The 18,178-nt window shown below is 70.7% G+C and carries 15 protein-coding genes; 3 read left to right on the plus strand and 12 right to left on the minus strand.

What is annotated here, in order from left to right; translation table 11 throughout:
• Window positions 1–57 precede the first annotated feature (57 nt).
• The 5 genes from E1294_RS02380 to E1294_RS02400 are packed head-to-tail and all read right to left on the minus strand — an operon-like array spanning window position 58 to window position 7,226.
• Window positions 58–2,847: a DUF5682 family protein gene (locus tag E1294_RS02380; RefSeq protein WP_132503961.1), complete on the minus strand. Its 2,790-nt coding sequence runs from the start codon at window positions 2,845–2,847 to the stop codon at window positions 58–60.
• Entirely contained in the window at window positions 2,844–3,959 is a 1,116-nt protein-coding gene (locus E1294_RS02385; protein WP_132503963.1) for an ATP-binding protein, read from the minus strand. The genes E1294_RS02380 and E1294_RS02385 overlap by 4 nt, the downstream gene beginning before the upstream one ends.
• An 11-nt stretch (window positions 3,960–3,970) precedes the next feature.
• Complete coding sequence (locus E1294_RS02390; protein WP_132503965.1) at window positions 3,971–5,272, minus strand: VWA domain-containing protein; 1,302 nt, start codon at window positions 5,270–5,272, stop codon at window positions 3,971–3,973.
• Window positions 5,269–6,723 carry a hypothetical protein gene (locus E1294_RS02395; protein WP_132503967.1) on the minus strand — a complete coding sequence of 485 codons (1,455 nt, stop codon included), beginning with the start codon at window positions 6,721–6,723 and terminating at the stop codon, window positions 5,269–5,271. Before E1294_RS02395 ends, E1294_RS02390 begins: the two co-directional genes overlap by 4 nt.
• The gene (locus tag E1294_RS02400; RefSeq protein WP_132503969.1) at window positions 6,723–7,226 is read right to left on the minus strand and encodes a hypothetical protein; all 504 of its coding nucleotides are present in this window, start codon (window positions 7,224–7,226) and stop codon (window positions 6,723–6,725) included. Before E1294_RS02400 ends, E1294_RS02395 begins: the two co-directional genes overlap by 1 nt.
• 218 nt (window positions 7,227–7,444) lie before the next feature.
• On the opposite strand from E1294_RS02400, the gene E1294_RS02405 reads away from it, so the two are divergent.
• Entirely contained in the window at window positions 7,445–8,086 is a 642-nt protein-coding gene (locus E1294_RS02405; protein ID WP_132503971.1) for a GntR family transcriptional regulator, read from the plus strand.
• Window positions 8,087–8,266: 180 nt separating this feature from the next.
• Here the strand turns inward: E1294_RS02405 and E1294_RS02410 are convergent, their stop codons facing one another.
• On the minus strand, window positions 8,267–8,605 hold the full coding sequence (locus E1294_RS02410) for a luciferase domain-containing protein (protein WP_246082762.1): 339 nt from the start codon (window positions 8,603–8,605) through the stop codon (window positions 8,267–8,269).
• A 308-nt stretch (window positions 8,606–8,913) separates the two neighbouring features.
• On the opposite strand from E1294_RS02410, the gene E1294_RS02415 reads away from it, so the two are divergent.
• Window positions 8,914–10,605 carry a glycosyl hydrolase family 18 protein gene (locus tag E1294_RS02415; RefSeq protein WP_246082760.1) on the plus strand — a complete coding sequence of 564 codons (1,692 nt, stop codon included), beginning with the start codon at window positions 8,914–8,916 and terminating at the stop codon, window positions 10,603–10,605.
• A 44-nt stretch (window positions 10,606–10,649) separates the two neighbouring features.
• Here E1294_RS02415 and E1294_RS02420 read toward each other — a convergent pair whose 3' ends face one another.
• The 6 genes from E1294_RS02420 to E1294_RS02445 form a co-directional block, all read right to left on the minus strand.
• Window positions 10,650–11,501: an aldo/keto reductase gene (locus E1294_RS02420; protein WP_132503975.1), complete on the minus strand. Its 852-nt coding sequence runs from the start codon at window positions 11,499–11,501 to the stop codon at window positions 10,650–10,652.
• Between the two features lie 108 nt (window positions 11,502–11,609).
• Window positions 11,610–12,983, minus strand: a complete 1,374-nt coding sequence (locus E1294_RS02425) for a sulfatase family protein (protein WP_246082761.1) — start codon at window positions 12,981–12,983, stop codon at window positions 11,610–11,612.
• A gap of 23 nt (window positions 12,984–13,006) precedes the next feature.
• Window positions 13,007–13,813, minus strand: a complete 807-nt coding sequence (locus E1294_RS02430) for a carbohydrate ABC transporter permease (RefSeq protein ID WP_132503977.1) — start codon at window positions 13,811–13,813, stop codon at window positions 13,007–13,009.
• Window positions 13,813–14,694, minus strand: a complete 882-nt coding sequence (locus tag E1294_RS02435) for a carbohydrate ABC transporter permease (RefSeq protein WP_132503979.1) — start codon at window positions 14,692–14,694, stop codon at window positions 13,813–13,815. The genes E1294_RS02430 and E1294_RS02435 overlap by 1 nt, the downstream gene beginning before the upstream one ends.
• Entirely contained in the window at window positions 14,691–15,944 is a 1,254-nt protein-coding gene (locus E1294_RS02440; protein ID WP_181958444.1) for a sugar ABC transporter substrate-binding protein, read from the minus strand. Before E1294_RS02440 ends, E1294_RS02435 begins: the two co-directional genes overlap by 4 nt.
• Before the next feature lie 45 nt (window positions 15,945–15,989).
• The gene (locus E1294_RS02445) at window positions 15,990–16,991 is read right to left on the minus strand and encodes a LacI family DNA-binding transcriptional regulator (protein ID WP_132503981.1); all 1,002 of its coding nucleotides are present in this window, start codon (window positions 16,989–16,991) and stop codon (window positions 15,990–15,992) included.
• Window positions 16,992–17,250: 259 nt separating this feature from the next.
• Between E1294_RS02445 and E1294_RS02450 the strand changes: the two genes are divergently transcribed.
• A partial coding sequence (locus E1294_RS02450) for a multicopper oxidase family protein (RefSeq protein ID WP_132503983.1) occupies window positions 17,251–18,178 on the plus strand: 928 nt, incomplete at its 3' end.

Genomic DNA, 18,178 nt, shown 5'->3' on the forward strand with positions numbered 1-18,178 from the left:
CGTGGCGGCGGGCCGTTCCTTCCCGAAGGGAGCGGCCCCCGGGCGGAAGACGGATCGTCAGGTGAGCAGCCCGGCGAGGGCCAGGGCGGGTTCAGGGTGAGCGGTCAGGAGAGCGCTCACCTCCCGGGCCGCGCGACCGCCACCCGCACCGCCGCCCGAGGCGGGGTCGCGCCACTCGCCCTCGCACCCGAGCAGCCCCGCCACCCCGTCGCAGGCAGCCGGATGCCCCAGGAGAAGCTCCGCCACCGGCCCGGACGCCACGGGCGCGCCGACGGCTGCGGGCTTGGGACGGGCCGACCACGGCGGCACCCAGGAGTCCACCGCCGGCAGCGAGCCGGGGAACGTACGGCCGGCCTCCCGGACGAGCACCGGCACCAGCTCGGCCGCCCCGGCGCGCAGCGTGGTGATCAGCTTGGGCAGCCACGGCAGCAGCACGCTGTCGGGCAGCCGCCCGAACGCCTTGGAGATCACCTCGACCACGAACCCGGACAGCGCGGGAGCGGGCTCCATCGCCTGCACGAACCCCATGATGTACTGCGGGACCGACGGGATGACCAGCGGGTTGGCGAGCAGTTCGTCGCAGCGAGCCCGCAGGTCGGCCATCGTGAGCAACCCGAGCTGCGTGTGCGCCGCCCACAGCAGCGCCACCTTGGCAGGAGCCTCCGGATGCGACTGCTGCACGGCCAGCTCCAGCTGCGCCCGGTCGCAGCCGAGCGCCAGCGCGAGGCTCTCCATCGTGAACAGGAACCCCAGCATGGCGCCCACCTGCCGCACGCCGGTGTCGTCGTCCACGAAGGCCGTCGGCAGCAGCGTGCAGTAGTGCGCGTAGCCGGCGGTCACGAACGCCTCGCACCAGGCCGGCAGCTCGGACTCGTTGGCGCGGTAGTACGCCAGCAGCCGCCGGATCCTGCGCAGCACCTCCGGCGCGTCGTCGACGCCGCGCTCGGCCGCGAGCAGCTCGACGGCGCGCGCCCCCAGCTCGTCGGCGAAGCGCCGGCTGCCCAGGAAGAGCACCGCGTCCTCGACCGCCGCCAGGGCGACGGCCGCGGTGGCCTTGGGGTCCCACACCGAGCGCCGCAGCCGCTGCTCCAGCACCTGCTCGATGGTGACGCCCTCGTAGCCGAGCTCGATGATGGAGCGCTGGTGTTTGCCGAACGCGAGGTCCCAGCTCTCCTGGATCGACCGCTCCCCCAGCCCGCGCTCGCCCATGATGGGCCGTACGGCGTCGTCCGGGAGGAGATAGCGCAGCATCCAGAGCAGGTCGGAGCAGGGCACCAGCTCGGGGTGGGCGTTGAGGTCGATCAGCGCCCGCTGGATCGTCCGTTTGTCCAGGTCGAGGCCGAGCGGCGCGAGCCGGTCGTAGACGTTCCTGGCCAGCGGCGGCAGGGCGTCGTAGCCGACCTCCCCGACGCGGTCGCCGCCGAGCAGGATCTCGCACAGGCGGCGCACGTCGCGGCGGCCCGGCACGACGTCCTTCTCGATGCAGGTGACGGCCGCGTCCTGGAAGTCGTAGGGGGTGGGCCTGGCTCTGTTGCGCAGACCGGCCAGCAGGATCGACGTCTCGAACACGGCGATGGCGTCGGCGGTGCTGGCCAGGTAGCCGTTGCGCCGGGCCAGCCTGACGATGTCGACGCACCAGCCGAGCAACTCGGCCTCGTCGAGCGCGTCGAGGGCGGGCGGCCGGGACAGGAACCCGGTCAGCCGGTCGGCGGGTGCGGCGTCGGCCTTCGGCGGCGGCAGCTTGGCCCGAGCTCCGCGAGCTCCGGCGCGTTTGCGCGTGCCCTTCTGACCGGCCAGCTGGAACGGGACCAGTTTGGTGCGGGTGACCGCCTTGGCCCAGGTCGCCGCCGCGATCGACACCGACCCCGGAGCCAGCCCGAACTGCGCCTCGATGGCGGAGTGGCTTGAGGGGATGAGCCCGTACAGCCACTTCGTGCCGGTGCGCGGGCTGATCTCGAACGTGGCCGTGGAGTCGAGGCCGAATTGCTCGACGCGGCTGGCGGCGTGGAAGGCGCCGCAGACGTAGAGGCAGTCGCCGGGGTCGGCGCCGCCGGCGGCCAGGTGCTCGCGCATGCGGGTCCACATGTAGCGCTCGCGATCCTCGTCGACGGCCAGCCGGTCGCCGTCGGGGGTGAGCCGGCGGAACAGGCTGCCGATCAGCACCATGACCTGGCGGTAGGTGTCGTAGTCCGCCCCCGAGAGCGGCTGCTCGACGTATTGGTCCCACCACTCCGACCAGTGGCGCACCTTGCCGTGGTGCAGCAGGTGCTCCTCCAGCTCGGCGAAGCGCGGGCGCAGGTCGCCGATCTCAACGCCCACCGCGTCGCCGTGCAGGCTGGCCTCTTCCTTGCGCTCCTTGGCCTCCTCCTTCGGGGCCCACTGGAAGACGTGGTCGGTCGAGCGGTCGACCAGCACCAGCTCGACGCCGGGCGTTTCGAGGGCGTAGGCGATGGCCTGGTATTCGGCCGACGCCTCGGTGATCGGCGCCACCACGCTGAGCGGCGCCCACGACTTCGGGAAGCCGTCGAGGTCGGTCGCGAACGCCTGCACCGCCACCGGCAGCCGGCAGTTGCGCAGCTCGGTCAGCAACGGCTGCAGATCTTCGCACAGCTCCAGGTAGATGACCTTCGGCTGCTTCTCGCGCAGCCGCCGCACCATCGCCAGCGCCGAGGCCGGCGAGTGGTGGCAGACCGGAAAGATCTCCAGCTTCTCGCGCAACGCCCTGTCGACGTCGTCGACCAGCCCCGCCAGGATGCCGGACACGGCGACGGGGCCGTCGGCGAACGCCGCGGCGGCGTCGAGTAGCTGCTCGCGGAGCGAGCCGAACGTGCTCGTCTGGTCGATCATGAGAGCGTGGCGATGGCCTCGCGGCCGCCCTCGAGGAACTCAGGCCACTGCCCGCCGTCCTTCTTGCTGCGGGGCTCGACGACGCCGTGCCAGTATTTGTTCAGGATCGCCAGGTCCTCCGGGCTGCGCCGGGCCAGCGAGCCGACCAGCGAGCCGGCCAGCGTCTGCGCGCGCAGGGTGCGGTCGCCGAAGAAGTGGCTGTGCAGGATGGCGTCCTCCAGCACGCCGATCTGCTCGGCCGTCGACAGCGCCGACTCCAGCTTCTCGTCGTCGCTGGTGGCCGAGGCGGCGGCGGAGCGCAGGTCGGCGAAGCTCTGCAGCAGGATGTCGAGCAGCGTGGGCGGCAGGTCGAGCTCGATCCGGTGCCTGCGCAGCAGCTCCTCGGTGCGGAAGCGGACGATCTCGGCCTCGCTCTTCTTGTTCGTCACGACGGGGATGCGGACGAAGTTGAAGCGGCGCTTGAGCGCGGACGACAGGTCGTTGACGCCCCGGTCGCGGCTGTTGGCGGTGGCGATGATGGAGAAGCCGGGCTGGGCGAAGACGATGTTGTCGTCGTCGAGCTCGGGGATGGAGACGTATTTCTCCGACAGGATCGAGATGAGCGCGTCCTGCACGTCGCTGGTGGAGCGGGTCAGCTCCTCGAAGCGGCCGATCACGCCCTGCTCCATCGCCGTCATGATCGGCGAGGGGATCATCGAGTCGCGGGACTGCCCCTTGGCGATGACCATGGACACGTTCCACGAGTATTTGATGTGGTCTTCCGTGGTGCCGGCGGTGCCCTGGACCACGAGCGTGGAGTTGCGGCAGATGGCCGCCGACAGCAGCTCGGCCAGCCAGCTCTTGCCCGTGCCCGGGTCGCCGATCAGCAGCAGGCCACGGTCGGAGGCCAGGGTCACGATGCTGCGCTCGACGAAGCTGCGGTCGCCGAACCACTTCTGCGCGATCTCCCGGTCGAGCCCGTCGGCGCGCTCGGAGCCGAGGATGAACAGCCGGATCATGCGGGGGCTCAGCCGCCACGAGAACGGCTTGGGGCCGTCGTCGATCGACTCCAGCCAGTCGAGCTCCTCGGCGTATTTCACCTCTGCGGGGGCGCGCAGCATATCGTCACTCATTCGGGGGTCTCCTAGGTGAGGAAGTTCTTGAGCTCGGACACGAGCTTGCGGATATGGCCCGAGAGCACCGGGGTGCCCAGGTCCTTGAGTTTCTGGCGGTACCACGGATCGACGCTTTGGGAGCCGGAGCTGTTGACCGAGCCGACGGGGATGAACTTCACCCCCGAGCGGTGCACCGCCTCGAAGTCGGTGATCAGCGAACGGTTGTCGTAGAAGTCGGAGATCCACACCATCACGGTGTTGCGCGGATCGGAGATCTTCGGCCTGGCGATGGCCATCGCGGCCGTGCCGTCGGTACCGCCGCCGAGCGTGGTGCGCAGCAGCACCTCGAACGGGTCGTGCACCCACGGGGTCAGGTCGAGCGCCCGGGTGTCGTAGGCCACCAGATGCACGTCGACCTTGGGCAGGCCGGCGAAGATCGACGCCAGGATGGTGCAGTTGACCATCGCGTCCACCATCGACCCCGACTGGTCGACGACCACGATCATGCGGGCGGGGGTGGTGCGGCGCGCGGTCTGCTTGTAGTAGAGCCGGTCGACGTAGAGGCGTTCGTCCTCCGGGCTCCAGTTGGTGAGGTTTTTCCAGATGGTGCGCTCGACGTCGAGGTTGCGGAAGACCCGCTTCGGCGGCACGGTCCGGTCGACCTCGCCGACGCTGGCCTTCTCGACCTGGGTGCGCAGCACCTCGGCCACCTCGTCGACGAACCTGCGGATCAGCGCCTTGGCGTTGGCCAGCGCGACCCCCGACAGGTTGTGCTTGTCGTGCAGCAACTGCTCGATGAGCGACATGCTGGGCGTCAGCTGCTTGGACAGGGCCGGGTCGGCCAGCACCTCGCGCAGGTGCATGCGCTTGACCAGGTCTCCCTCGATGCCGGCGAGCACCGCGGCCAGCTCTTCGTCGCCCACGCGGTGGCGCAGCCCGCCGGGCTCGCAGCCCATGCCCTTCTCGAACCAGCCCGCGTCGTTCTTCCAGCTCTCCAGCCGGCCCGCGGTGACGTTTCCCGTGCCGGTGGCGAAGACGTTGAGCAGCAGTTTGGAGACCAGGGCCGCACGGCGCACCTCGGCGCCCTGGTCGTGCTCCTTCTCCGCCATCAGGTCCTGCAGCTCGTCGCCCAGGGTGGGGAAGCGCTGCACCAGGGTGTCGACCGACACCCCGGGGTCGAGCAGCGCCGGCGGCAGGCCGAGGTCTTCGACGATGGCCATGCTGGCCGTCTCGAGCGCGGGCTGCTCGTCGGGGCCGAACAGCCGGGACAGCAGGCGCCAGTAGAGCACCTGGCGCCGGTTCATGTCGGCGCCTTCCAGAATGTCGGTCATTTCCGCAGCAGCCGTCCCGCTCGTTCGCGCAGCACGGCGACCACGTCGCCGGCCTTGGCCTCGGCCTTGACCACCTTGGGGTCGGTGGGGCCCATGGCCCAGTCGCCGTTGTGCGCGGCGACCGGCTTCTTCTTCACCGTGGCCTGGACGGCCAGCGGTTGCAGCAGCCATCGGCCGTCCCAGCGCATCAGGCCGATGCACGCCGAGGAGGCGGCCACGAGCTCGGGGGTGAGCGGGCCGCCGCGCGGCAGGCGGTCGAGGTCGAGCGGCAGCGCGTGGCCGCCCTGCGCCGGCGACAAATCGACCGACCCGTCTCCGACGGAGTAGCCCTCCAGGAAGACGGGCTCGGCGATGCGCACGGGGTGGCGGTCGAGCGGCGGGACCGCCGGGGCGCTCGCCCCGGACAGCGCCACCCGCGCCGTCGTGAACGGGTCGGCGGGCTCGCCCGCCGCGGCCTGGCCGTCGTGCCACACGAGGTCGCCGCCCGGCAGCAACGGCATGTCCGTGATCTCCAGGCTGTGGTGACCGGCCAGCGCGCCCAGCAGCACCGGATGGCCGCCCATCAGCCGCCACACGGCCGGGCCGACGATCGTGTCGACCTTGGCGGCCGCCAGGCTGGTGCGCACCAGCCTGGCGGGGCCGCCTCCCACGGGCTCCAGGACGCCGTGGACCTGCGCCCGCACCACGGTGGCGTGCTCGTGCACGTCGGCGCCGAGGATCAGCAGCCGCCCCGACACCGGCTCGGCGCCCCCGTGCCACGGACCTCGCTGCGCCAGCAGCAGGCCACGCGCCCACAGGTCGGCCCACCTGCGCGCGGGCAGGCGGTCCATCGTCGCGACCGGGCTCGACGCCCGCAGCTCCGCCGCCAGGCCGTCGAGCAGCACCGCGAGCCCGCGCAGCTCCGGCACGGCGAGCAGCGCCTCGATCGTCTGGTCGGCCGAGCCGGCGAGGTCGTGGTCGACGCCACGCCACCCGACGATGGCCAGCTCGCGCAACCAGATCCGGCAACCGTCGAGCAGATTGCCGAAGGCCGGCCGCCCTCCGGCCGGATCGCCCGGGGCCTGTTGTCCGCCAGGCCGCCGGCCCGGAGTCTCCTGTCCGTCTCGCGTCGGTTCCCAGGCGGCGCGGGTCCTGCCCAGCGCCGTGTCGAGACGGCCGAGCAGGGCGTCGTGGACCGCGCCGCACAGTGCGGCGCGCCCACCGGCCAGCGCCGCCAGGTGTTCGTCGCCGACCGATCCCGCGGCCACCTTGTCCGCCGCCTCGCTCACCCGCTCGCCGATCGGGCTGGCCGCCAGCGCGCCCGCCAGGGCGGTCAGCGCCCCGGCCGCCTCCTCGCCGACCCTGGCGAACCCGAGCGCGAGCGCGTCGTCGAACCCCGCCACCAGGCCGAGCGCCTCATCCGCCCCCTCGGGAGCGCCGGCGAGCACCTCTCCCAGCTGTACGTCCAGCATCAGCGCACCGCTCCCGTCTCCGCCGCTGTCGAGGGGAACCAGTGCAGCTCGACCAGCGGGCCGGTGTTGTCGGGCACCTCGAGATAGGCCAGATGGCGCAGGAACCTGCTGAACACCACGGCCGCCGGGGTGCGCTCGGGCTGCCCGTTGAGGCAGCTCATCAGCTGATCGCCCGGCGGCACCTCGACCCGCAGGTAGCGGGCCACCCGGTCGAGGCCGTACTGCACGACCGCCTCGTCAGCCAGCATGCGGATGTGCTTGCAGGCGTAGCCGTGCAGCGCGCCGCACGGCCGGTTGTTGTTGGTGCTGCAGCTCAGCGCATGGGTGCCGGCGGTGATCGAGGAGACGTAGACCCGCTCGATGTCGGATCCGCTCGACACGACCCCCTGCAGCCGCCCGTCAGCCAGCTCGACGAAGGGCACCTTCGCCAGTTTGCGCGGCGCGACAGGCGGCACCACACGCACCACGCTGCGCCGCTCCCACGCGGTTTCGTCCGCGTCCACGACCTCAGAACCTCCCGCCCCAGCCGGTGCGCGGGCGCAGGCGGGAATGCCCACGCCGTCGCGAACGGCTGATCATGGTCCGGGAACTTACCCCACACGACCGACAGAACGGAGCCGAACGGATCAGAGGCTCCGATGCCGCCGCACCCCCACGGGCCGGGCGGGTTGTCGATAATATTGCTGACCAGGACGGGTTCGTACGGCATCGGGAGGATCGCGTGGCCCCAGGGTCCCCACAGGAGGAGACGCTGACCGGCCGGGTCAGGGCGGCCGTGCTCAGCGGGGACTTCGTGCCCAACCAGCGGCTCGTCGAGGCCGACGTGTGCGAGCAGTTCGGCGCCACCCGGGCGGCGGTGCGCGAGACCTTCAAAGAGCTGGCGGCCGAGGGGCTGGTCGAGATCCTCAGGAACAAGGGCGCCCGCGTGCGGGCGGTCTCCAAGGCCGAGGCCGTCGAGATCACCGAGGTGCGCATGGTGCTCGAGGGCCTGTCGGCCGCCAAGGCCGCGGAACGGGTCACCCCCGAGCAGGGTGGGCGGCTGCGGGAGATCGTCGCCGCGATGCGCACGGCCGTGGAGAGCAACGACCTCGACCGCTATTCCGAGCTGAACGCGGCCCTGCACGCCGAGATCCGCGAGATCGCCGGCCACCGCACCTCGGCAGTGATCATCGAACGGCTGGGGGCGCAGGTGGTGCGGCACAAGTTCCGTCTCGCCCGGCAGCCGGGGCGGGCCTCGGTGTCGCTGCCGCAGCACGAGCTGATCGTGGCGGCCATCGTCGCCGGCGACCCTGAGGCCGCCCAGACGGCGATGCAGCAACACCTGCGCAGCGTCGCCAAGGCCCTGGAAGCCTCCGACGCCTGACCGCAAACGACCGGAAGCCTCCCGCAGCTGACCGCAAGCCACCCGGGAAGCCTCCCGCGGCTGACCGCAAACGACCCGGGAAATCTCCGGCGACTGGCCACGAAGGCCCCGCCGAGACGGTCATGATCGTCCGCCTCTCGCAGCGATTGGCGATGAGACTGTCGACAATCGGCGGGGCGGCTACGCCACGTGCTCTTTGATCGCCACGCTGGTCAGGGCGAACAGCAGATCGAGGTCGGGCTCCGCGTCGACCTGCACGGCAACCCAGGCCCGATCGGGGCACGCCTGCACCTGGCCGCACTCGCGCAGGTAGGGGGCCAGCCGGTCGATCGCCGGCGCCGTCAGGCGCACCTGGACCTCGTCGGCGCCGGACAGTCGCAGGATCTCGGTGCCGTGAACGGCGAACTTGGGGCCGCGCCGGGTGTCGCTCACCGCCAGCGCCGGCCAGGATCGGAATTCGGCCACCGCACGGGCCACGTAGGGTCCGTGGCGTTCAGCGGTCCGCCGCCAGGCGGTCATCCCTGCCACGCCTCAATGCTGAGGCACGGTACACCTCCGCGTCAGCGACCGTTCCGCAACCGTTATCTACCCGTCGGGTGAGATCGCCGGGGGCGCACGACCACCCTCGGCGAGTACGCCGGTCGCGGCCCGGCGAGTACGCCCGTCGGCCGCGGCGTCACCCCGGATTCTGACGAGATTTCACCATCTGAGCGTCGCGTATTGACGCCTCCCCAGGCTGCGTCTAACGTCCATATTATAAGGAAACTTTACTAATAGTTTCTGTGGCATCCCATCCCGTACACCCCCCAACCGGATGTCGGAGCATCATGAGACACACCATCCTGCGCAAGGCCCTCGCCGGGCTGGCGGCGTTACTGCTGCCGCTCACCGTCCTGGTCGCCGCCCCCTCATGGGCCGCCACCTCCTCCGCCAGCGCCGCCATGGCCGACTGGTCCGCGTGGACCGCCTACACGGCGGGCGCGCGCGTCACCTTCAACGGCGTCACGTACGAGTGCATCCAGAGCCACACGTCCCAGCCCGGCTGGGAGCCACCGAACGTCCCCGCACTGTGGAAGCCCGTCGGCGACGGTGGTGGCGGCGACACCAGCGCCCCGAGCGTCCCCGGCAACCTCCGCACGACCGGCGTCACCGACCGCAGCGTCTCCCTCGCCTGGAACGCCTCCACCGACAACGTCGGCGTCACCGGCTACGAGGTCTACCGGGACGGCAACCTGATCACCACGGTCACCGGCACCACCCACTCCGACACCGGCCTCAGCCCCGAGACCCGCTACGCCTACACCGTCAGGGCCCGCGACGCCGCGGGCAACCGCTCAGCCGCCGGCAACACCGCCAGCGCCACCACCGAGAAGGGCGACGGCGGCGGCGACCCCGGCGACGGCGGGAACAAGGTGCTCGGCTACTTCGTGCAGTGGGGCGTCTACCAGCGTGGATACCACGTCAAGAACATCGACACCAGCGGCTCGGCGGCCAAGCTGACGCACATCAACTACGCCTTCGGCAACGTGCAGAACGGCCAGTGCACGATCGGCGACAGCTACGCCGACTACGACCGCTTCTACCAGGCGAACGAGAGCGTGGACGGCGTCGCCGACACCTGGGACGCCGGCGCGCTGCGCGGCAGCTTCAACCAGCTGCGCAAGCTCAAGCAGAAGCACCCGCACCTGAAGGTGCTGTTCTCGTTCGGCGGCTGGACCTGGTCCGGCGGCTTCACCCAGGCCGCGCAGAACCCGGCCGCGTTCGCCGAGTCCTGCTACCGCCTGGTCGAGGACCCGCGCTGGGCGGACGTGTTCGACGGCATCGACATCGACTGGGAATACCCGAACGCCTGCGGCCTGTCCTGCGACAGCAGCGGTCCGGCCGCGTACAGGAACCTCATGCAGGCGCTGCGCGCCCGGTTCGGCTCCGGCAACCTGGTGACCGCCGCCATCACGGCCGACGGCACCAACGGCGGCAAGATCGACGCGGCCGACTACGCCGGCGCCGCGCAGTACGTCGACTGGTACAACGTCATGACCTACGACTACTTCGGCGCCTTCGCCCCGCAGGGCCCGACCGCCCCGCACTCACCGCTCACCTCCTACAACGGCATCCCGACGCCCGGGTTCCACTCCGACGCCGCGATCCAGAAGCTCAAGAGCAAGGGCATCCCGGCCGGCAAGCTGCTGCTCGGCATCGGCTTCTACGGTCGCGGCTGGACCGGCGTCACACAGGCCGCGCCGGGCGGCACGGCGAGCGGAGCGGCTCCCGGCACGTACGAAGCGGGCATCGAGGACTACAAGGTGCTCAAGACCCGCTGCCCCGCCACGGGGACCGTCGCGGGCACCGCCTACGCCCACTGCGGCAACCAGTGGTGGAGCTACGACACGCCGGCCACCATCGGCGGCAAGATGAGCTACTCGAAGAACCAGGGCCTCGGCGGCGCGTTCTTCTGGGAGCTCAGCGGCGACACCTCCAACGCCGAGCTGCTCACGGCCATGAGGAACGGCCTGGGCTGACCTGACCGTCGAGGGCCGGCCCGTCATGGGCCGGCCCTCGCGGCTCAGCCCAGTTCGCGCAGTTGCTCGGCCGTCAGCGACACGGCCGAGGCGGCGAGGTTCTCCTCCAGGTGGGCGACCGTCGACGTGCCGGGGATCGGCATCGTCACCGGGGAGCGGGCCAGCAGCCAGGCCAGGCTGACCTGCGCGGGCGTGGCGCCGACGGCCTGGGCGACGTGGTCCACGGGGCCGCCGGGCTCCGCCAGCCGGCCCTTGGCGATGGGGCTGTAGGGGATGAACCCGATGCCCTCCTTCTCGCAGTGCTCCAGCACTCCCTCGGAGACCCTGAGGGTGAGGTTGTAGCGGTTCTGCACGGTGGCGATCTCGACGACGCGCCGCGCCCGCTCCAGCTCCTCGACGCTCACCTCGGACAGGCCGACGCTGCCGATCTTGCCTTCGTCCCGCAGCGCCCTGAGCTCGCCCACCTGGTCCTCCAGCGGCACGGCCGGGTCGATGCGGTGCAGCTGGAGCAGGTCGATCCGGTCCAGCCCCAGCCTGCGCAGGCTCATCTCGACCTCCTGCCGCAGGTACGCGGGCCGCCCCACGGCCTCCCACTGGCCCGGCCGCGGGCGCACGAAGCCGGCCTTGGTGGCGATCAGCAGCCCTTCGGGGTACGGGTGCAGCGCCTCCCGGATGAGCTCCTCGTTGACGTACGGCCCGTAGGAGTCGGCGGTGTCGATGAGGTCGACGCCCAGATCGACGGCCCTGCGCAACACCCGGATGGCCTCGTCGTGGTCGCGCGGCGGGCCCCAGACGCCCGGACCCGTCAGGCTCATGGCGCCGAAGCCGAGGCGGCGGACGGTCTTGCCGCCGCCAATGGTGCCCCCAACAGTGAACGTGCCGGGCGAAGTGGACATCAGGACCCCCTACGGTGCGACGTTCCAAAACGTGATTCAACGGACACAAGGCCCATCTTCCTACGACCAGGATCGATGCATACGTTCCGGGCCGCCGGGCGGGTGGGGTCAGGGGCGGGGCTGGTGGCCGAAGCGGACGGGTTCGAGGTCGTGGAGGCGGACGGCGGGGTCGGTCATGCCCTGGTGGGGCCCGGCCAGCTCGGCGGCCGGCTCGATGACCGGCTCCGCCTCCCCCGCCGCCACGATCCGCCGTACCAGTCGCTCCCGCAGCTCCGCGGCGACCTCCGCGTGCGACGTTCTCCCTGCCAGGTTGACCAGCTCGTGCGGGTCGTTGTCCAGGTCGTACAGGGCCTGCTCGCGGTAGCGGGCGGCGGCCGGGACGTTCCACGGGTCGGCGTCCTCGGCGACGGCGTAGTACTTCCACCGCGACGTACGGATGCCGCGCCCCACCTCCGACTCGCTCACCTGGAAGAACACCTCTTCGGGCCACGGCGCGCGCGGATCGCGCACCAGCGGCAGGAACGAGCGGCCCTGCATGGACGCGGGCACCGGCAGCCCGGCGGCCTCCAGCAACGTCGGCGGCAGGTCGACGGTGCTGACGGGACGGGAGATCGCGCCGCCCCCGTCGAAGCCCGGCCCGCGCAACGCGAGCGGAACCCGCAGCGACGCGTCGTGGCAGGACCGTTTGTACTCGCCGTTGCGGGTCTTGAAGTGGTTGCCGTGGTCGGAGGTGTACGCCACGATCGTGTCGTCCAGCAGGTCCATGCTGCGCAGCGCGTCGAGCAGCCGGCCGAGCCCTTCGTCCAGGCGCTTGACCTGGCCGAGATAGCCGCCCATGTGCTGGTGGGCCGTGCCGCCGAGCGCGGCCAGGTCCTGCGGCATCCAGCGGCCCTGATAGCGCTCCTCGTAAGCGTCGGGGGCGGGATAGTTGTCCACCTCGTTCTGGTGGTGCGGCTCCAGGAACGACAGGAACAGGTAGAACGGCTCGTCGTGGTGGTCGGCGGCGAACCGCACGGCTGCGTCCACGAGGGCGTCGGAGCGGTAGCCGGGCAGCAGGACGGGCTCGTTCCCCTCGTCGTACACGATCGTGCGGTAGGCGTCGGAGGTGTGCTCCAGCGCGTTCGCCGCCAGCCACGACCGGTAGCCGCCGCGCTCCCCCTCGGGCACCGGCTCGCTGCCCGCCAGGTGCCACTTGCCGATATAGCCGGTGGCGTAGCCGGCCTCCCCGAAGTGGTGCGCCAGCGTGCGCTCCCCGGCCGGCAGGACGCGGCCGTTGCGATAGACGCCCGTCGTGGTCGGGTAGCGCCCCGTCTGCAACGCCGAACGGGCGGGCGCGCACACCGGCTGCGGGGTGAGCGCGACCGTGGCGTGCGTGCCGTGCCTGGCCATTCTGTCGAGGTTGGGGGTGAAGGGACCGACGGTGTCCCACCGCTGCTGGTCGGTGAAGACGACGATCACGTTCGGGGGCACGTTCGGGCGCAAAAGGGACTCTCCTAACGGACTGACTACTTGATGCCGGTCAGCGCGATGCCACGCACGAAGTAACGCTGCGTGAAGATAAACAGGACGGCGGTGGGCACGAAGAGGATCACCGAGCCCGCGGCCGTGAGATGCCACAACGTGAAATACTCCTGGTTGAACAGGGTGAGCCCGACCGGGATGGTGCGCATCTCGGGCGTCGTGGTGGCCACCAGCGGCCAGAGGAACTCGTTCCACTGGAAGACGAACGTGAACAATCCGAGCACGGCCAGCGCCGGCCGCGTCTGCGGCAGGATGACGCTCCGGTAGATCCGCAGCTCGGAGGCGCCGTCGATGCGCGCCGCGCTGATCAGGTCGTCGGGGATGGGCTGGATGAACTGCCGCATGAGGAAGATCCCGAACGCGTCCATGAGGAACGGCGTGATCAACCCCTGGTATGTGTCGAGCCATCCCATCGTGGCCATCAGCACGTACAACGGGATCATCCGCACGAAGAACGGCACCATGAGCGTGGCGAGCAGCGCCACGAACAACGTGTTGCGCAGCGGGAAGCGGAACTTCGCGAAGACGTACCCGACGAGCGGGTCGAACAGCAGGTGCGCGAGCGTGATCGCGCCCGCCACGACGAGGCTGTTGACGATGAAGTTGCCGAACGGCGCGCGGGTGAACAACTCCGCGTAGTTGCCCCACTGGGGCGAGTCCGGCACGAGGACCGCGTTCGCCGACAGCGTCTCCGCCTCGGTCTGCAGCGACAACGACACCATGTAGACCAGCGGCACCACGGTCACGAGCGAGGCCAGCCCGAGCAGGATGTAGAGCAGCGGCTTGCGCATCAGTACGTGACCTCCCCGCGCCGCCCGGCCCGCAGTTGCACCAGCGTGAACGCCACGATGACGACGAGCAGCAGCACCGACTGCGCCGAGGAGTAACCGAAGTCCCTGGCGCGGAAGGCGACGTTGAAGATGTGGAAGACGGACAGGTCGGTGGCGTTACCTGGGCCGCCGTTGGTGATGATGTACGCCTGCCCGAACGCCTGCAGCCCCGAGATGACCGCCATCACCGAGACGAACAACGTCGTCGGCGCGAGCAGCGGCAGCGTGATCCGCCAGAAGCGGCGCCACGCGTCCGCCCCGTCGATCTTCGCGGCCTCGTGGTAGGTCTCCGGAATGCCCTGCAGCCCGGCCAGGAACAACACCATCGTGTAGCCGACGCTCTGCCAGAGCGTGACGGCGGCGATCGTGAGCAGCGGGGAGGTGTTGAGCCACGTCTGCTCGGGGAGCCCGGCCGCGCCCAGCACCCGGTTCAGCACCCCGAGCTCGGGGTCGAGGATGTTGCGCCACAGCAGCCCGACGATCGCCACCGAGGTGAGGTACGGCACCAGCAGCAGCACCCGGAACACCACCCGGCCCTTGAGCGGCTGGTCGAGCGCCAGCGCCAGCACGAGCCCGAGCACGATCGAGCCGATCACCACGATCACCGAGAAGATCACCGTGACCAGGAACGAGTGCCGCACCGCCGGGTCGGCCAGAGCCTGTGTGTAGTTGCCCAGCCCGGCCCACTGGTCGGCCTGCGGCCCCGTGCGCAGGCTGGTGGCCGTCACGTTGCCGATCGGCAGGTAGAAGAAGGCCGCGAAGAACAGGATCGCCGGGATCAGGAACAGGTAGGCGGTCCTGGCGTAGCGGCCGGAGAGGGTGCGTGGCCGCAACATCGTCATCGCAGGAAGCCCTCCGCGGCCTCGGCGAACGCGCGCAGGGCGTCGGCGGCAGGTTCGTTCTGGATGATGACCTGCTGGTAGACGACCTTGAGCTGCTGGTCCCACTTGCCGAGCTGGCCGGTCAGCCGCACCTCCTGGGTGGAGTCCTGGGCGGTCGGCAGGGCCTCGGCGAACACCTTGATGGCCTCGTCCTGCTGCACCTCGGGCAGCTCGGCCCAGGAGACGCGCGGCATCAGCATGCCGGTCTCCTTCGTGGCGGCCTGCTCGACCTCGAGCGCGGTGATGCGCTTGATGAAGTCCCACGACAGGTCGGGCCTGGTGGCCTTGGCCGGCACCAGCATGCTGGTGCCGGCCGCCTGGGTGACCTGCTCCTTGTGCTTCAGCGGCGGCGCGACGCCGAGGTCGATGTCGGCGCTGGTCTTCTTGATCGGTTCGAGGTCCCAGGGGCCGGTGAGGATCATCGCGGCGCGCTTGGCGGAGAACAGCTTCTGCGGGCCGGAATAGTCGGTGCTGGACACCGGCACCGGAGCCACCTTGTGCTTGTGGATCAGGTCGGCCTGGAACTGCAGGGCGGCGATCGCGTCCTCGATCGGCGTCATGACCTTGCCGGTCTCCGGGTCGAAGGGGGTGACGCCGGCCTGCATCATCCACGGCCAGATGTAGCCGTGGTCCTGGTTGAGCGCGACGCCGTGCACGCCGTCCTTGGTCAGCTTCTTGGCCGCGGCGAGGAACTCCTCCCAGGTGGTCGGCGGCTCCACCCCGGCCTCGCTGAGCATGCCCTTGTTGTAGAGCAGCGTGTTGCAGGTCAGGTGGAGCTGCACGCCGTACACCTTGCCCTGGAAGGAGTTGCGCTCGACGGCGACCGGCTGCCAGTCGGAGGGGAAGCCCATCTCCTCGCCGTCGCGGTCGACGTAGTCCTGCAGCGAGCGGGCGTTGCCGGAGATGGCGAACTCCTGCACCCACCCGCCGGGCTCCTCGACCACGTCGGGCACCGTGCCGGAGGCGAAGTCGGCCAGCAGCCTCGTGCGCAGGTCGGGCCACTGGTATTTCTGCAGGTTGACCTTGACCTTGTTGGCCTGCTCGAACTCGGCGATCACCTTGCGGTAGGCCTGGTAGTCGTGGCCGGCGTTCCAGTAGACGGTGAAGGTGCCCGGGGCGGCGGTCTGCGCGGGCGGTGCTCCCGCGCAGGACGACAACACCGGCACCGCGGCGGCCGCGCCGGCCAGACGGAGCAGGTCGCGACGGGTCATACCCGCGATCACGTGGGGGGCCTGGGAAGACATCTCGGATCCCTTCTAGGAGGAGCCCCGCCGCAGGAAGGTCCAGGAGCGGACGATCTCGCGGGCGGGCGGCGGCTCCTCGGCCTGGAGACGGTCGAAGAGCAGGCGTACGACGTCGGTGTAGTCGTGGCGAAGCGGGCCGACGGTGCTGAGCTGCGGATTGCTGATGAGACCCTCGTCGATGTTGCCGACGCCGACGACGGCCACGTCGCCGGGCACGCGCAGCCCGGCGTCCCTGGCGGCCCAGATCGTGCTGATCGCGGCCCTGTCGGAGGCGGCGAAGATCGCGTCGGGGCGGTCGGGGGAGCTCAGGAGCTCGGCGGCCGTCTGGTAGGCCGAGACGCGGTCGTCCGCGCCGGAGGTGACGATCCGCTGGTCAACGCCGTGTCGATCGAGGGCGGTGGTGTAGCCGAGCAACCGTCCCACGGGTTTGTCGCGGTAGAGCTCGAAGCGGTGCGCCATGAACGCGATGCGGCGCCTGCCCTCCGCCAGCAGGTGCTCGACCGCCTGCGCGCACGCCTCGGTCTCGGGAGTGTGGACGACGTCGCAGCCTTCGAGCCCGCTCTCGTTGCTCAGCACGACCATCGGCAGGCCGGTGGCGGCGAGCCCGGTGAGCAGATCGTGGGTGAAGTGGTCGCCGACGACGTTGACCAGCGCGCCGTCGGCGATGCCGCCGCGCAGCACGTCGATGGCCGCGGCCGCGCGCGCCTCTGAATCGACGGTGAGCGTGACCACGGAATAGCCGCGGGCGTCGGCCATCTCGTGCAGGTCGGTGGCCAGCCGCTCGTCGCTGGGGACGCCGCCGAGGGAGCTCAGCACCAGGCAGACCCGCTGCGTGCGGCGCTTGCGCAGGCTCCTGGCGGCCTGGTTGGGGGTGTAGCCGAGCTGCCTGGCGGCGTCGAGCACCCGCTGCCTCGTCTCTGCGGCGACGGGGCGGTCCCGGCCGCTGAGCACGTAGGAGACGGTCGCCACGGACACGTTCGCCAGCTCGGCCACTTGTCGTGCGGTAGGTCTCATGTTAGTCGAATAACGTAGCATTTCCGACAGGAAACCGGGGGATCGTTCTGGGAAAACATCCCGAACGGGGCGGACTCGGAGGGAGCTGCACGCCTCGGCACCTCAGGCGTGTGAATCGATTAACACCATATTTCGCACCATCCGCCCGAGCAATAGGCGAGCACGCCCGGAGTTCCAGGCCCCTGCCCGATCCCCAGCGTGGCGAAAGGCGTTTTTCTGTCACTCTCCGTTACCTTTCCTGGTGAAGGGGGGAGGATCTGTGGACCATCTGGCAATCGGGCGGGTGTCGCGCCGGGTGTTCGTCACCGGCACGTTCGCGGCCCTGGGGCTCGGCGCGGCCCTGGAGGCGCCGGCGGGCAGTGTCGCGGCGCGGCCGCGCAGGACGGTGCTGCGGGCCGGGACCGCCCAGGTGAAGCTGGGCAAGCGCACCGTCTCCACCTGGACCTACAACGGCGTGCTCCCCGGCCCGCTCATCCGGGCCACGGCCGGCGAGACGGTCGCCGTCCGGCTGGTCAACGACCTGCCCGCGCCGACCACCGTGCACTGGCACGGCATCAGGATCGACTTCCCCATGGACGGCGCGCCCGGCTTCTCCCAGACCCCCACCCGGCCCGGCGGCGCATTCGACTACGTCTTCCGGGTGCCCGACCCCGGCACGCACTTCTACCACTCGCACGTCGGCACCCAGCTCGACCGCGGGCTGTACGGCCCGCTGGTCGTGGCCGACCCGCACGAGCCCCTCCGGTACGACGAAGAGTTCACGATCGTGCTCGACGACTGGCTCGACGGCATCAAGGGCACCCCCGACGACGCCCTGCGCCGGCTGAACTCCTCCACCGAGCACGACGACACGCTGCGCAGCGAGGCGCTGGGCGGCGTGGCCGCGGAGCTGCGCCACCCGCTCTACCTGGTCAACGGCCGCCCGCCGGCCGCCCCCAAGACGCTCACCGGCTCTCCCCGGCGGCGCGTCAGGTTCCGGGTCATCAACGCGGCTGCCGACACCGCCTTCCGCGTCGCGCTCGGCGAGCACCGCATGACCATCACCCACACCGACGGATTCCCGTGCTCGCCCGTCACCGTGGATACGTTCATCATCGGCATGGGCGAGCGTTACGACTTCGTCGTCACCCTTAAATCAGGCGCGTTCCCGCTGGTGGCGCAGGCGGAGGGCAAGGGCGGGCGGGCGT

The sequence above is a fragment of the Nonomuraea diastatica genome, from assembly GCF_004349015.1.
Taxonomy (GTDB): Bacteria; Actinomycetota; Actinomycetes; order Streptosporangiales; family Streptosporangiaceae; genus Nonomuraea; species Nonomuraea diastatica.